This window comes from Cytobacillus kochii, from assembly GCF_044790165.1.
Taxonomy (GTDB): domain Bacteria; phylum Bacillota; class Bacilli; order Bacillales; family Cytobacillaceae; genus Cytobacillus; species Cytobacillus kochii.
Genome location: NZ_CP085254.1, coordinates 3360183 through 3375145, shown reverse-complemented (window position 1 = coordinate 3375145; position 14963 = coordinate 3360183). Strand labels below are relative to the sequence as shown.

The window sequence follows — 14963 nt, the reverse complement described above, 5'->3', positions numbered from 1 at the left end:
CGCTGGTCCCAGAAGAAGCGTCATGCTGAGAACGCAGTATAAGGGAAAAATACTGTATCAGAAGCAGCACATAAGCTGAGAGATTGAGAGCCGCCAGCAAAAGAAAAAATCCGCTCTTCATAAAAGAGCGGCGCCCGATTGCCTTATGCTTTATACTTCTTTCTATAAAGAGCTTTTGCTTTATCGGTGTTAGCAAAATGGAGTTTCACAAAGTGCGTTAGAGAATCTTCACCATGGATATGTATTAATTTCGCACCGCATTCGTCAACCTTAGGACCGGCACCTTTTGTTAGTGGAAAGCCAGCCTTTTTACTTAATTCCTCGAACCGAAGGAGAAACGCATAGCGTGCAAGGATTGATGCGGCTGCCACAGCGATATGTACAGATTCACCTTTCGTACTGAAATATACATTTTCTCTTTGTATATTGGCTTGAGATTTTAAATAATTATAATATACTCCTTCTTGAGCAAATTGATCGATTAAGACGGCGTCTGGCTTCTCTGGAGACATTTTTTCAAGCACACTATTAATAGCTTGGTTATGAAGGAGAGCTTTTAGTTTTCCTTGAGACATTCCTTTTTGTTGCATGTTGTTATATTTATCATTATGTAGTGTAAGTAAACTAAAGGGAATGACATCTTTAATTTGTTTAGCGATTTGGATAATTCTCTGATCATTTAAATTCTTAGAGTCTTGCACGCCAAGCTCTTTTAATAGCGGAATCTTTGTTGCACTTACATAAGCTGCTACTACTGTCATTGGTCCAAAGTAATCTCCTGTCCCAACTTCATCTGAGCCAACAACGGATAAAGATGCAAAATGATCCGGTAATTTGGATCCTTTTGGCAAGCTGGCTTTCTTTTTCGGTGCGACTTCGCTATTGGAGCCCCCCCATTTATCTGCTTCTGATTGACAGCCTGCTCCTTGAAATAATACTTTACCTGATTTGTAGGCAGTAATTGTACAGTTGTTTGTTTTGGCCGTGAAAATACTACCGGGAGGCTGTTTCGGTGATAGTAGAGCTTGGTAATGTGTTTTCATTTGTTGCAGTTCTGCTGTAGACTTTTTTAATACTATTTGACTCATAATTGATTCCTCCTATTTTGACAATTCCTCTGTCTTTTTGACAAGCTTTGACTTCCCTCAAAAAATGGTTCGTGTTATGATAATGTTTAGGATTCTTCAGAATGGGGGCTTGTATGTTGTCAAATACTGATAAAAACCGAACAAGGGTTGATATATATGGTATCCCGTATACAATTGTCGGCACGGAGAGCTCCAGCCACATCCGTTTAGTTGCATCCATGGTGGATGAAACAATGAGAGATATTAGTGCAAAGAATCCTTCGCTCGATATTAGTAAACTTGCTGTTTTAACAGCTGTGAACACAATGAACGATTATTTGAAACTTAAAGACGAAGTAGAACGTCTTAAAGAAGAATTAAATAGAGTAAAGGACTGACACGAATTATGCTTGATCTTGCCATTATTATCATGTTAATCTTCGGGTTTTTCATAGGTCTACGAAGAGGATTAATTCTTCAAGCTATCCATCTATTAGGCTTTATTGTCGCCTTCGTTGTGGCAAGACTATACTATGAGCCTTTAGCTCCTAAATTAACCTTATGGATTCCATATCCGAACTTCGGGAATTCACAGCTTGAAACGATTTTAGGTAACACAGACTTAGAGACAGCTTATTATCGCGCAATTGCGTTTGCAATCATTTTCTTTGCAGTTAAGATTGTATTACAAATTATCGGCAGTATGCTAGATTTTCTCGCAAGTTTTCCGATATTAAAACAATTAAACAGTTGGGCTGGAAGTATTTTAGGATTTATAGAAGTTTATCTTATCATGTTTATCTTATTATACATAGCAGCATTATTGCCAATAGATAGTGTGCAGTCAACTCTAGACGGCTCGTTTATGGCAAACTTTATTATTGAGCATACACCAGTGTTTTCCCAGCAGATAAAAGAGTTATGGATTGATTATGTAGCTTCTTAACTTCTCTACCTTAGGAAGAGAAGTTTTCTTTATTTAAAGCCAATCTTTTTTTGATAGGTCTACCATTAAGGGGCGAGACTGTCTGGAACGGTGGAAATATTGTATGATTTTATAGGTAGTAAGAAAACGGGAAAGACTAAGAAAATATGAAGGTAAATGAGGCGATACACTTATGACAATTAATAAAAAGGATGTTGTTCATTTATTAGAAACGATTGCTATTTATATGGAGTTAAAGGGCGAGAACCCTTTTAAAACAGCTGCCTTTCGTAAAGCAGCAACGGCGTTAGAGACAAGTGATTTAACGTTGGATGAAATAGAGGATTATACGAAGTTACCTGGTATCGGTAAGGGTACTTCTGCTGTTATCACAGAGTTTGTAGAAGAAGGCACAACGAGTGCACTTGATGAATTAAAGAAAGAGGTACCAGCAGGTTTGATTCCACTTTTGCAATTGCCGGGTTTAGGTGGTAAAAAAATTGCTAAATTGTATAAAGAGCTTGGGGTTAAGAATGCTGAAGATTTAAGAACGGCTTGTAATGATCATCAAGTACAAGCTTTAGCCGGATTTGGGAAGAAAACAGAAGAAAAAATTCTCGAAGCATTAGCTAATGTGGGAACTAGACCGGAACGCTTGCCTCTTGCTTTTATGCTACCGATTGCTGAGAAAATTGAAGGATTTTTATCTTCATTTATAGATATCGACCGTTTTTCTCGAGCAGGTAGTATTAGAAGAATGAGAGAGACGATTAAAGATTTGGACTTTATTATATCAACGACGGTTCCTGCTTCAGTGAAAGAACAGCTTTTACAAATAGGTGAGATTAAAGAAGTGATTGCGGCAGGAGAAACAAAAGTTTCTGTAGTGCTTGCAGAAAAATATGATGTCTCTGTTGATTTTAGAATTGTAACTCCTGAAGAGTTTGCTTCTACACTTCACCATTTTACCGGTTCTAAAGACCATAATGTTCGTATGCGTCAATTGGCGAAGGAACGGGGAGAAAAAATCAGTGAGTATGGTGTAGAAGATATAGAAAAAGGAACGATTAAAACGTTCCAAACAGAAGAAGATTTTTATGCTCATTTTAATTTACCTTTGTTTCCTCCTGAAATTCGTGAAGACGGTCAGGAAGTTGAGACATATACTGCAAACACGCCACTTATAGAAAACGAAGATATCAAGGGCGATCTTCATATGCATACAACATGGAGTGATGGTGCTAATTCCATTGAAGAGATGATTGCTGCCTGTCGCACAAAGGGTTATCGTTATATGGCAATTACGGACCATTCGCAATATTTAAAAGTAGCGAATGGATTAACAAAGGAACGGTTATTAAAACAAAAAGAAATCATTCACGAAATCAATGAAAAATATGATGATTTTCAAGTTTTGTCGGGGATAGAAATGGATATTTTACCGGATGGTTCCCTAGATTATGAAGATGATGTGCTGAAAGAGATGGATATTGTTATTGCTTCTATTCATTCAGCTTTTTCACAATCAGAAGAGCAAATCATGCACCGATTAGAAAATGCGATGAGAAACCCACATGTTGATATTATTGCTCATCCCACAGGCCGGTTGATTGGGAGACGGGAGGGTTATGCTGTCAACATTGAGAAATTAATTGCATTAGCAAAAGAAACGAATACGGTACTTGAATTAAATGCTAACCCGAATCGGTTAGACCTCGCAACAGAAGCATTAAAATTAGCACAAGAATCTGATGTGAAGATTGTCATTAATACTGATGCTCATAAAATAGAAACACTCGATCATATGGAAGTGGGTGTATCAGCTGCAAAAAAAGCATGGTTATTAAAAGATACGGTCCTTAATACATTTGAAGCCGATGATTTATTACAGTTTTTAAAGAGTCGTAAGTAAAGAGAGCGGATTGATAAGGAAAAATGAAGGGGGATTACTTCATGCAAGATAGAATTTTGAAAATGCTCGAATTTCATAAAGTGAAAGAACAGCTTTTAACCTATGTGTCCTCAAGCCTCGGGAAGAAAAAAGCGGAAGATTTAGTACCGTCAACAGATTTTTCCGAAGTGATTAAGTTGCAAAACGAAACGGATGAAGCAGCTCAAGTGTTACGTATGAGAGGTAGTGTACCTTTAGGGGGGATTTTTGACATTACTCCTCACTTAAAACGAACAAAGATTGGTGCAATGTTGAGTCCGCATGAACTGATGCAAATAGCCAGTACGATTCATGTAAGTCGACAAATGAAGCGTTTCATTGAAGATTTTGCTGATGAAGAAGAAAATGAAATACCAATCTTGTTCAGCTATAGTGAAAAAATCATTGTTCTAGTTGAGCTAGAAACGGCGATTAGAAATAGTATTGACGAAAATGGAGATGTACTTGATAGTGCGAGTGAAAACTTACGCCAATTAAGGACACAATTAAGAACGAGAGAGAGTCGGGTACGAGATAAATTAGAATCAATGATTCGTTCGTCCAGCGCACAGAAAATGCTTTCTGATGCGATTATTACTATTCGTAATGATCGTTTCGTTATTCCTGTTAAACAAGAATATCGTGGTCATTATGGTGGTATTATTCATGATCAAAGTTCTTCTGGGCAGACATTATTTATAGAACCACAGTCTATTGTCCAACTAAATAATGAATTACAAAATATCAGGGTAAAAGAGCAGCAAGAAATTGAGAAAATCCTGATTCAGCTATCATTATTAACGAATGAGTATAATAATGAACTGCAAACCATTGTTTATGTTTTAGGTGAAATGGATTTTATGTTCACAAAAGCAAGATATGGAAAGAGCATAAAGGCAAGTAAACCATCAGTAAACGACAAAGGTCATATTAGGCTTTTCAAAGCTCGTCATCCATTGATTCCAGCCAATGAAGTCGTAGCGAACGACATAACGATGGGAGAAGCTTATTCTTCCATCGTTATTACGGGACCGAATACAGGTGGTAAGACAGTCACATTAAAAACAGTTGGTCTTTCTACATTGATGGCACAGGCAGGATTACAAATTCCTGCTTTAGACGGGTCAGAAGTAGCGGTATTTGGCGCTGTTTATGCTGATATCGGTGATGAACAGTCAATTGAACAGAGTTTAAGTACTTTCTCGTCACATATGGTCAATATAGTTGATATTTTAGAAAAAGTGGACGGTAATAGTTTAGTCCTTTTTGATGAATTAGGTGCAGGAACAGACCCGCAAGAAGGGGCAGCTTTAGCCATTTCTATTTTGGATGAAGTGTATAACAGAGGAGCTAAAGTCATAGCAACAACCCATTATCCCGAGTTAAAAGCCTATGGTTACAATCGTGAGGGGGTTGTAAATGCCAGTGTTGAATTTAATGTAGAAACGTTAAGTCCTACTTATAAATTATTGATTGGCGTTCCTGGTCGTAGTAATGCTTTTGAAATTTCAGGACGACTTGGTTTAAATGAACGTGTAATTACCAATGCCAAGGAATATATAAGTGCTGATAGTAACAAAGTAGAAAATATGATTGCCTCATTGGAAAGTAGTAAAAAGCAAGCGGAGGCAGAGCGTGAAGAAGCATATGCATTATTAAAAAACGCTGAGAAGCTTCATAAAGATTTGCAAAAACAAATGGTTTCCTACTATGAAGAAAAAGATGAGCTAGAACAAAAAGCAAAGGAAGAAGCCGCATCTATTGTAGAGAAAGCGAAAGAAGAAGCAGAAAGCATTATTAGCGAACTTAGACAAATGCGCATAGAAAAGCATGCAGAAGTTAAAGAGCATGAACTGATTGAAGCAAGAAAACGTCTATCTGACGCCGCACCTGAAATAGTGAAGAAACAAAAGAAAAAAAGTGCAAATCAAACCCATCAATTCCAGCCTGGAGATGAAGTAAAGGTATTAAGTTTCGGTCAAAAAGGCCAGCTATTAGAAAAACTAGCTGAAAAAGAATGGAGTGTCCAAATCGGCATTTTAAAAATGAAGGTGGAAGAAAAAGATTTAGAGTTTATTAAAACACCTAAGCCGGTGGAAACAAAACCAATGGCCACTGTAAAAGGAAAAGATTATCATGTTAGTTTGGAGCTGGACCTCAGAGGCGAAAGATATGAAAACGCTCTTTTGAGAGTCGAGAAATATATTGATGATGCTCTTCTAGCAGGTTATCCGCGCGTGTCTATCATTCACGGAAAAGGAACGGGTGCTCTAAGGCAAGGTGTGCAAGAGTATTTACGAAATCACCGTTCGGTCAAATCCATTCGGTTTGGGGAAGCTGGTGAAGGTGGAACGGGTGTGACTGTGGTAGAATTTAAATAGCGATTATCTTACACATGCATGAAAAAACATGTAAGTACAAAAAGAATTCATTAAAAATTTTTGGGGAGAACATAAAATGAATCAGTTTTGGGAAAATGAATTTGTTCATACCGCTGCCTACTTTAGTGTGGTTATTCTATGTATGATTGTCTTTTTAGCAGTATTTGAGCTTGTAACGAAATATAAGAATTGGGAAGAGATTAAAAAAGGAAATGTTGCTGTGGCAATGGCTACAGGTGGTAAGATCTTTGGGATAGCAAATGTGTTTCGTCATTCGATTATGCATAATGATCATTTACTTGTCATGATCGGTTGGGGTGTGTTCGGTTTTATTTTATTGTTAGTCGCTTATTTTGTTTTTGAATTCATGAGTCCGAAAATAAAAGTAGATGATGAAATACAAAATAATAATATGGCTGTTGGACTGATATCTATGATATTATCTATCGGAATTTCTTATATTATTGGTGCGAGCATATCTTAGGGAGCGTAATTGAATGGAGAGATTAGCAAAAATATTACTTGTATTATGCGTATTATTTATCTTAGCGGGCGTCATCTTTATGATATAAAGGAATTGATTCATTAGTTAGATCTAGACAATTATTCGTATGCAGAATACAACGAATGGTTGTCTAGTTTTATTTTAGTAAAAGAGCGCCGTACTTTATTTGCTCATACAACTTTTCTCCTTCCCTCATGGTGGCCATGGTTTGTGCTATTTAGCATAAGATAAAGAGGTACCTTTAGGAAATAAGGCACAGGTTTATATAATTTCATTTGTCTTGCTTACAAGTGTATATTATAATAAAAGGTGAACAATTTTAAATGTTCTAAAAATATAATATTTGGGGAGGGTCGTAAATGTCTGAAGAAAAACCGTGGCTGAAGCTGTACCCTAATGAAATCCCATCAACACTTGCCTATCCAGAACAGCCTGTTCAGGAGTTTTTAGTTGCTGCCGCAAATGAGTTCCCTGAAAAAAAAGCCATTCACTTTATGGGGAAAGAATTTACGTATCGTTATGTCTATGAATCCGCTCTAAAAGTTGCAGGCTACCTGCAAAGTATCGGAATAACGAAAGGCGATCGAGTCGCTATCATGTTACCTAATACCCCGCAGTCAGTCATAAGTTATTATGGTGTTCTATTCGCAGGAGGAGTGGTCGTCCAAACAAATCCACTTTATATGGAAAGAGAACTTGAATTCCAAATGAAGGATTCAGGAGCGATTGCGATTATCACAATGGATATACTTTTTCCGAGAGTGACTAAAATACTACCTCAAACAGAATTGAAACATGTAATTGTAACCGCTATCAAGGACTTTTTACCATTTCCAAAAAATATTGTGTATCCATTTATTCAGAAAAAGCAATATGGCTTATCAGTCAATGTCAGACATGAAGGCAATTATCATTTATTAACAGAAATATTAAAAGGTGAAGCAAGTCCAGTTCAAACATATGAGATAGAATTCAATGAAGATTTAGCACTATTACAATATACAGGTGGGACGACTGGATTTCCGAAAGGAGTTATGCTTACCCACAAAAATTTAGTATCCAATGCTGCGATGTGTAAAGCATGGTTATATCAAACGAAAAAAGGCGAAGAGGTTATTCTAGGGATACTGCCATTTTTCCATGTATATGGTATGACAACTGTTATGATCTTGACAATTATGGAAGCTAACAAAATGGTTTTACTACCCAAGTTTGATGTTGAAACAACCTTGAAGACGATTCAGAAGCAAAGGCCAACACTTTTCCCAGGTGCTCCGACCATTTATATTGGATTATTGAATCACCCTAAAATTAAAGAATTTGACCTTTCTTCCATCGATTCCTGTATCAGTGGATCAGCGGCACTACCTATTGAGGTCCAACAAAAATTTGAAGAAATCACTGGCGGTAAATTAGTAGAAGGATATGGGCTAACAGAGTCTTCACCTGTGACACATGCTAATTTCCTTTGGGATGAACCGAGAGTAAAGGGGAGTATTGGGATTCCTTGGCCAGACACTGATGCAAAAATTATGTCTACTGAAAATGGCGAATTTTTACCTGTTGGTGAAATTGGAGAGATTTGTGTAAAAGGTCCACAAGTCATGAAAGGCTATTGGAACCGTCCAGATGATACGGAACAAACATTAAAAGACGGCTGGTTATTAACAGGGGATTTAGGGTATATGGATGAAAAAGGCTATTTTTATGTGGTTGACCGCAAGAAAGATATGATTATCGCCGGTGGATTTAATATTTATCCAAGAGAGATAGAAGAAGTGTTATATGAGCATGAAGCAGTCCAGGAAGTAGTAGCAGCTGGCGTGCCCCACCCTTACCGAGGAGAAACAGTTAAAGCTTATATTGTTAAAAAAGAGGGTGCCCATATTACAGAAGATGAATTAAATGAGTTTGCTAGAAAACACTTAGCTGCTTATAAGGTACCGAGAATTTATGAATTTCGTGAGGAACTACCTAAAACAGCAGTAGGAAAAATACTGAGAAGAACTTTAATTGAGGAAGATAAAAAGAAATTTGCTGAAGAGCAAAATGAGGCGATAAAATAATCGGGCCATGTGGCTCATTCTTTTTGAAACCTAGAGCTTGTCCAATTTAAAAACATAATAATTATGCAAAGTTTCTTGACAGAACAATCATTAGATAATAATATAATTTTATGAATGACTATTCATTCATTTTTATCATTCGGAATGGTTGTTCTGTTGATTAGGTGGAAACGAGTATCTCCATTCCGGTATACTCTTTGTTAGGAGCAAGAGTAATATAGGGGGAGAATGATTTTGAAGAAGAACAAACCAAAATACAGACAGATTATTGATGCGGCAGTGATAGTCATTGCTGAGAATGGCTACCATCAATCACAAGTTTCAAAGATTGCCAAACAGGCAGGCGTGGCTGATGGGACGATTTATTTATATTTTAAGAACAAAGAAGATATCTTAATTTCCCTCTTTGAAAACAAAATGGGTCACTTTGTTGAAATGATTGAGGAGAAAATAGCAGGAAAAGTAAGAGCAGCAGAGAAGTTATTAATGATGGTCGAAACCCACTTTCATATTTTATCTCAAGACAAACATTTAGCTATCGTGACACAATTAGAACTAAGGCAATCGAATATCGATTTACGGCAAAAAATTAATGCCATCTTAAAAGGTTATTTAGGCTTAATCGATTCAATCTTACTCGAAGGAAAAAAAACGGGTGAGTTTGCTAGTAATCTCGATGTCCGATTAGCTAGACAGATGATCTTTGGGACAATGGATGAAACTGCCACAACATGGGTGATGAATGATCAAAAATATGATTTAACTGCGTTAGCGCCCGAAGTTCATCGCCTTTTAATCAGTGGGTGCAAAAGCCAGTAATTAAAAATAATGGAGGTAAGCAAAAGTGGAATACTTAAATTGGAAGATTGATAATGAAGTTGCAACAATTACCATTAATCGCCCTCCTGCCAATGCACTATCATCTGGGTTGATTGAGGAATTAGGTGAAGTACTGGATCAGATTGAGCCAAACCAAGATATTAGGGTGATCCTCATTCATGGAGAAGGCCGCTTCTTCTCTGCTGGAGCAGATATTAAGGAGTTTACTTCTATCGAAAGTGGTGAAGGTTTCTCACATCTAGCAGAAAATGGACAAGCGCTCTTTGAGAGAATAGAAACCTTCAAGAAGCCTATTATTGCAGCCATTCATGGTGCAGCTTTAGGTGGAGGTCTGGAACTTGCAATGAGTTGTCATATTCGCTTAGTTGCTGAGAATACAAAAATGGGACTACCAGAATTGCAGCTTGGATTAATTCCTGGATTTGCTGGTACACAACGATTACCTCGTTTTGTTGGAACGGCAAAAGCAGCTGAAATGATTTTAACGAGTGATCCAATTACAGGGCTAGAAGCTGTACAACTCGGTTTAGCCAATCATGCTTACCCTGAAGAAAAGCTGTTAGAAAATGCCTATTCAATGGCACAAAAAATCGCCAAAAAGAGCCCAGTATCTGTCGGTGCAACATTAGAATTACTGAATTATAGTAAATCCAACCGTTATTATGATGGGGTGAAAAAGGAAGCAGAACTTTTTGGTCAAGTTTTCGTAAGTGAGGATGCAAAGGAAGGTATTTCTGCTTTTGTTGAAAAGCGAAATCCAGTTTTCTCAGGAAAATAATTTTTTAAATATAAACGTTTTCATTACCAATTTTGTTCATAATCTATTATAATAGATTTAATAATTTAAATTGTTAAATAATAATCGATTTGAAAAGTATTTTGGGAATAGGTTATTGTAAGACTGAGCATACGCTCAGTCAACAATTTAGTTTTATTTGTCAAAATCTTATGAAGCAATGGAATGTTTGTAAAATTAGGAGGCGAAACCATGAACATCTATGTACTAATGAAAAGAACATTTGATACAGAAGAAAAGATCACGATTTCAGGCGGTAAAATTAATGAAGATGGAGCAGAATTCATCATCAACCCTTACGATGAATATGCAATCGAGGAAGCAATCCAAGTTCGTGATGAACATGGTGGTGAAGTAACGGTTGTTTCGGTAGGGACAGAAGAAGCTGAGAAGCAACTTCGTACAGCATTAGCGATGGGTGCTGATAAAGCAGTACTGATTAATACAGAAGATGACGTTGAAGAAGGAGATCAGTTTACGACTTCTAAAATTTTAGCTGAATTCCTTAAAGATAAAGAGGTTGATTTGATTATTGGTGGGAATGTAGCCATCGATGGTGGATCAGGTCAAGTTGGCCCACGCGTAGCGGAGCTATTAGCTATTCCTTATATCACAACCATCACTAAGTTAGATATTGAAGGTACAACAGCTACAGTTGTTCGTGATGTAGAAGGTGATTCTGAAGTAATCGAGACTTCTCTACCATTACTTGTCACTGCACAACAAGGTTTAAATGAACCGCGCTACCCTTCTTTACCAGGGATTATGAAAGCAAAGAAAAAACCTTTAGACGAAATTGAATTAGACGATCTTGATTTAGACGAAGATGATGTAGAAGCGAAAACAAAGACAATCGAAATCTCCCTACCACCGAAAAAAGAAGCTGGAAAAGTGCTTGAAGGTGAATTAGAGGGTCAAGTAAAAGAATTAGTCAGTCTACTTCATAACGAAGCAAAAGTTGTCTAATAGTGAGCATAAAAGAATAAAAACGTTGGGGGTATAATAATGGCTAGAAAAGTTTTAGTATTAGGTGAAGTAAGAGAAGGTTCATTGCGAAATGTTTCTTTTGAAGCAGTTGCTGCAGCAAAAACATCTGCTGAAGGTGGAGAAGTTGTAGGTGTTTTGTTTGGTGATTCTGTAAGCGCTTTAGGAGCTGAATTCATTCAGTATGGAGCTGACCGAGTGGTAACAGTTGAGGATGAACTGTTAAAACAATATACATCTGACGGTTATTCCCAAGCCTTACTTGCCGTTATTGATCAAGAAGATCCTGAAGGAATTATTTTCGGACATACTGCCCAAGGTAAAGATCTTGCACCGAAGATTGCGGCAAAGTTAGAATCCGGTCTTATCTCTGATGTAACAGATCTAGAAGTTGAGGGTGGTAACTTAGTCTTTACTCGTCCGATATACTCAGGAAAAGCATTTGAAAAGAAAATTGTAACAGATGGACTTCTTTTCGCTACTATTCGTCCTAATAACATTGCACCACTTGAAAAAGATGAAAGTAGAAATGGAGATGTTTCATCTTTATCTGTAGAAATTAAAAACTTGCGTCAAGTCATCAAGGAAGTTGTACGAAAAGCAACAGAAGGTGTAGACCTTTCTGAAGCAAAAGTTATTGTTGCTGGTGGACGCGGTGTGAAAAGTGAAGAAGGTTTTGAGCCGTTAAAAGAATTGGCAGATGTCCTTGGTGGTGCTGTCGGAGCTTCACGTGGCGCATGCGATGCAGACTACTGTGATTACTCACTTCAAATCGGTCAAACAGGTAAAGTAGTTACACCGGACCTTTATATCGCTTGCGGTATATCTGGTGCGATTCAACATTTAGCTGGGATGTCCAATTCAAAGATTATTGTTGCCATCAACAAAGATCCTGAAGCGAATATCTTTAAAGTAGCGGATTATGGTATTGTGGGCGACTTATTCGAAGTCCTTCCATTACTAACGAAAGAGTTTAAAGAATTACTTGTAAATGCATAATTTTCGTTTATATCTGATATGAGCGGGTAGACTTATACTATCCGCTTCTTTACTATGTTGGCAAAAAGATTAATGTTGAATAAAATAGACATTGAATCCTTTTTAAAGGTTCAGTATGATACAATAAAAAAATGGGTAATCTATACGAGCAAAATAATAGCATCCATTATTAATCGATGATATACTTTCGATAAGATTTTTTAGTTATTTATTAGGAGGATATAAATATTATGGCTATCACACATGCAACAGATCAAAACTTTACTGCTGAAACTGGTTCAGGTCTTGTACTTGCAGACTTCTGGGCACCATGGTGCGGACCTTGTAAAATGATTGGACCAGTTCTTGAGGAAATTGATGGAGAAATGGGAGATAAAGTAAAAATCGTTAAACTTGATGTTGACGATAACCAAGAAACTGCTGGTAAATTTGGTGTTATGAGCATCCCGACTCTCATCGTATTTAAAGATGGTGCTGAAGTAGATAAAGTGGTTGGTTTCCAACCGAAAGAAGCACTAGTTGAATTGCTTCAAAAACATGGTGCATAAGAAGTACCATAAAAACAAACCCCGGCTTCTACTTTTAGAAGATCGGGGTTTTTTTACAGTACAAGTATGGCAAAATCAGTAAGAAGGGTATGGTTTCCTCCTGCAATGATATTCTTTTTAGGTATGGATGTGACAGCTAATTATGAATGATAATATAAAAAATAAATTACCTTTATTACCTGCTCAACCTGGTTGTTATTTAATGAAAGATCGCCAAGGGACAATTATTTATGTCGGTAAGGCGAAAGTGCTTCGTAATCGGGTTAAGTCCTATTTTACCGGTTCGCATGATGGAAAGACATTAAGGCTGGTAAATGAAATTGAAGATTTTGAATACATCGTGACCTCTTCCGATATGGAAGCATTATTATTAGAGTTAAATTTAATTAAAAAGCATGACCCCAAATATAATGTCATGTTAAAGGATGATAAGAGTTATCCTTTTATTAAATTAACAAATGAAAGACATCCGAGATTAATTACCACGAGAAAAGTAAAAAAAGACAAAGGTAAATATTTTGGTCCATATCCAAATGTGCAGGCGGCCAATGAAACAAAGAGATTATTAGATCGCCTTTATCCTTTAAGAAAATGTAACACCTTACCAGATAGAGTTTGTCTCTACTACCATATCGGACAATGTCTAGCTCCTTGTGTAAATGAAGTAAAATCTGACACATACAAACAAATGACAGATGAGATTACTCGCTTCTTAAATGGTGGTTATAAAGAGATCAAAAAAGAACTCTCAACGAAAATGGAAGAAGCGTCCGCAGCGCTAGAGTTTGAGAAAGCAAAAGATTTCAGAGATAAAATTATCCATATAGAAACGACGATGGAAAAACAAAAGATTACGATGACGGATTTTACAGACCGAGATGTGTTTGCTTATGCGGTTGATAAGGGTTGGATGTGTGTACAAGTATTCTTTATTAGGCAAGGGAAACTCATTGAAAGAGATGTGTCTATGTTTCCAATCTATAATGAGCCTGAAGAAGAGATGCTCACCTATCTCGGCCGTTTTTATGAACAAGCTAACCATTTTAAACCAAAGGAAATCTACTTGCCAGACTCTGTTGATGTGACGATGGCTGAGCAGCTTTTGGATGTGAAAATATTTATTCCTCAAAGAGGGAGAAAAAAAGAATTAGTGAAACTTGCCTATAAAAATGCAAAGATTGCTTTAAAAGAAAAATTCTCGCTTATTGAACGTGATGAGAAAAGAACGGTGAATGCAATAGAAAGCTTAGGTGAGGAGCTAGGAATTTACACACCCTATCGCATTGAAGCTTTTGATAACTCCAATATCCAGGGTACCGATGCTGTCTCAGCAATGATTGTCTTTATCGATGGTAAGCCTGCAAAAAGGGAGTATCGGAAATATAAGATTAAGTCAGTTAAAGGACCAGATGATTATGAATCTATGAGGGAAGTGACGAGACGGAGATATAGCCGGGTTTTAAAAGAAGGGCTCCCCCTACCTGATTTAATTATCATTGATGGTGGAAAAGGACATGTTGAAGTCGTTCGAGATGTGCTTGAGAATGAACTCGGTTTAGATATTCCACTAGCAGGATTAGTCAAAGATGATAAGCATAAAACATCTCAACTTCTTTATGGAAATCCATTAATGATCATTCCCCTCGCTCGAAATAGCCAGGAATTTTATTTATTACAACGTATTCAAGATGAAGTGCATCGATTTGCGATTACATTTCATAGACAAGTTCGTGGAAAGAGTGCATTTCAGTCACTTCTTGATGAAATTGATGGTATTGGGGAAAAAAGAAAAAAGCAGTTGTTAAAAGATTTTGGTTCTGTAAAAAAAATGAAATCAGCTAGTGTAGAAGACCTTAGGGAATCTGGCTTACCATTAAAAGTTGCACAAGAACTTTATGAAAAGTTACATGAATAGACATTGT

At 37.0% G+C, this 14963-nt stretch carries 13 protein-coding genes; 12 read left to right on the top strand and 1 reads right to left on the bottom strand.

Features of this window, described 5'->3' with window-relative positions; all coding sequences use genetic code 11:
- Positions 1 to 143: 143 nt before the first annotated feature.
- Positions 144 to 1088 carry a ribonuclease HIII gene (rnhC, locus tag LG276_RS17235; RefSeq protein ID WP_263624126.1) on the bottom strand — a complete coding sequence of 315 codons (945 nt, stop codon included), beginning with the start codon at positions 1086 to 1088 and terminating at the stop codon, positions 144 to 146.
- Positions 1089 to 1204: 116 nt separating this feature from the next.
- On the opposite strand from rnhC, the gene zapA reads away from it, so the two are divergent.
- The 12 genes from zapA to uvrC all read left to right on the top strand — a co-directional run bounded on the left by zapA (position 1205) and on the right by uvrC (position 14956).
- Entirely contained in the window at positions 1205 to 1465 is a 261-nt protein-coding gene (gene zapA, locus LG276_RS17230) for a cell division protein ZapA (RefSeq protein ID WP_095373635.1), read from the top strand.
- A gap of 8 nt (positions 1466 to 1473) precedes the next feature.
- The gene (locus tag LG276_RS17225; RefSeq protein WP_095372338.1) at positions 1474 to 2013 is read left to right on the top strand and encodes a CvpA family protein; all 540 of its coding nucleotides are present in this window, start codon (positions 1474 to 1476) and stop codon (positions 2011 to 2013) included.
- A 172-nt stretch (positions 2014 to 2185) separates the two neighbouring features.
- Positions 2186 to 3904 carry a DNA polymerase/3'-5' exonuclease PolX gene (gene polX / locus LG276_RS17220; protein ID WP_251162595.1) on the top strand — a complete coding sequence of 573 codons (1719 nt, stop codon included), beginning with the start codon at positions 2186 to 2188 and terminating at the stop codon, positions 3902 to 3904.
- Positions 3905 to 3945: 41 nt separating this feature from the next.
- Positions 3946 to 6303, top strand: coding sequence for an endonuclease MutS2 (locus LG276_RS17215; protein ID WP_289434255.1), 2358 nt, complete (start codon positions 3946 to 3948; stop codon positions 6301 to 6303).
- A gap of 76 nt (positions 6304 to 6379) precedes the next feature.
- Positions 6380 to 6787, top strand: coding sequence for a DUF350 domain-containing protein (locus tag LG276_RS17210; RefSeq protein WP_251162597.1), 408 nt, complete (start codon positions 6380 to 6382; stop codon positions 6785 to 6787).
- Positions 6788 to 7167: 380 nt separating this feature from the next.
- Positions 7168 to 8874 (top strand): AMP-binding protein, encoded by a 1707-nt coding sequence (locus LG276_RS17205; RefSeq protein WP_251162598.1) that lies wholly within the window; start codon positions 7168 to 7170, stop codon positions 8872 to 8874.
- A gap of 234 nt (positions 8875 to 9108) precedes the next feature.
- Positions 9109 to 9693: a TetR/AcrR family transcriptional regulator gene (locus LG276_RS17200; protein WP_095372342.1), complete on the top strand. Its 585-nt coding sequence runs from the start codon at positions 9109 to 9111 to the stop codon at positions 9691 to 9693.
- A 25-nt stretch (positions 9694 to 9718) separates the two neighbouring features.
- Complete coding sequence (locus LG276_RS17195) at positions 9719 to 10492, top strand: enoyl-CoA hydratase (protein WP_251162599.1); 774 nt, start codon at positions 9719 to 9721, stop codon at positions 10490 to 10492.
- A gap of 210 nt (positions 10493 to 10702) precedes the next feature.
- Positions 10703 to 11476 (top strand): electron transfer flavoprotein subunit beta/FixA family protein, encoded by a 774-nt coding sequence (locus LG276_RS17190; protein WP_224935805.1) that lies wholly within the window; start codon positions 10703 to 10705, stop codon positions 11474 to 11476.
- 39 nt (positions 11477 to 11515) lie between these two features.
- Positions 11516 to 12493 (top strand): electron transfer flavoprotein subunit alpha/FixB family protein, encoded by a 978-nt coding sequence (locus LG276_RS17185; protein WP_095372345.1) that lies wholly within the window; start codon positions 11516 to 11518, stop codon positions 12491 to 12493.
- A gap of 230 nt (positions 12494 to 12723) precedes the next feature.
- Complete coding sequence (gene trxA / locus LG276_RS17180) at positions 12724 to 13041, top strand: thioredoxin (protein ID WP_095372346.1); 318 nt, start codon at positions 12724 to 12726, stop codon at positions 13039 to 13041.
- Positions 13042 to 13183: 142 nt separating this feature from the next.
- Positions 13184 to 14956: an excinuclease ABC subunit UvrC gene (gene uvrC / locus LG276_RS17175; RefSeq protein WP_251162600.1), complete on the top strand. Its 1773-nt coding sequence runs from the start codon at positions 13184 to 13186 to the stop codon at positions 14954 to 14956.
- Positions 14957 to 14963 lie beyond the last annotated feature (7 nt).

Excerpts from the sequence above, each read along its gene's own strand:
- LG276_RS17185 (WP_095372345.1), top strand. The coding sequence starts at position 11,516 with ATGGCTAGAAAAGTTTTAGTATTAGGTGAAGTAAGAGAAGGTTCATTG.
- LG276_RS17225 (WP_095372338.1), top strand. The coding sequence starts at position 1,474 with ATGCTTGATCTTGCCATTATTATCATGTTAATCTTCGGGTTTTTCATA.
- LG276_RS17190 (WP_224935805.1), top strand. The coding sequence starts at position 10,703 with ATGAACATCTATGTACTAATGAAAAGAACATTTGATACAGAAGAAAAG.
- polX (WP_251162595.1), top strand. The coding sequence starts at position 2,186 with ATGACAATTAATAAAAAGGATGTTGTTCATTTATTAGAAACGATTGCT.
- LG276_RS17210 (WP_251162597.1), top strand. The coding sequence starts at position 6,380 with ATGAATCAGTTTTGGGAAAATGAATTTGTTCATACCGCTGCCTACTTT.
- trxA (WP_095372346.1), top strand. The coding sequence starts at position 12,724 with ATGGCTATCACACATGCAACAGATCAAAACTTTACTGCTGAAACTGGT.
- rnhC (WP_263624126.1), bottom strand. The coding sequence starts at position 1,088 with ATGAGTCAAATAGTATTAAAAAAGTCTACAGCAGAACTGCAACAAATG.
- LG276_RS17205 (WP_251162598.1), top strand. The coding sequence starts at position 7,168 with ATGTCTGAAGAAAAACCGTGGCTGAAGCTGTACCCTAATGAAATCCCA.
- LG276_RS17215 (WP_289434255.1), top strand. The coding sequence starts at position 3,946 with ATGCAAGATAGAATTTTGAAAATGCTCGAATTTCATAAAGTGAAAGAA.
- uvrC (WP_251162600.1), top strand. The coding sequence starts at position 13,184 with ATGAATGATAATATAAAAAATAAATTACCTTTATTACCTGCTCAACCT.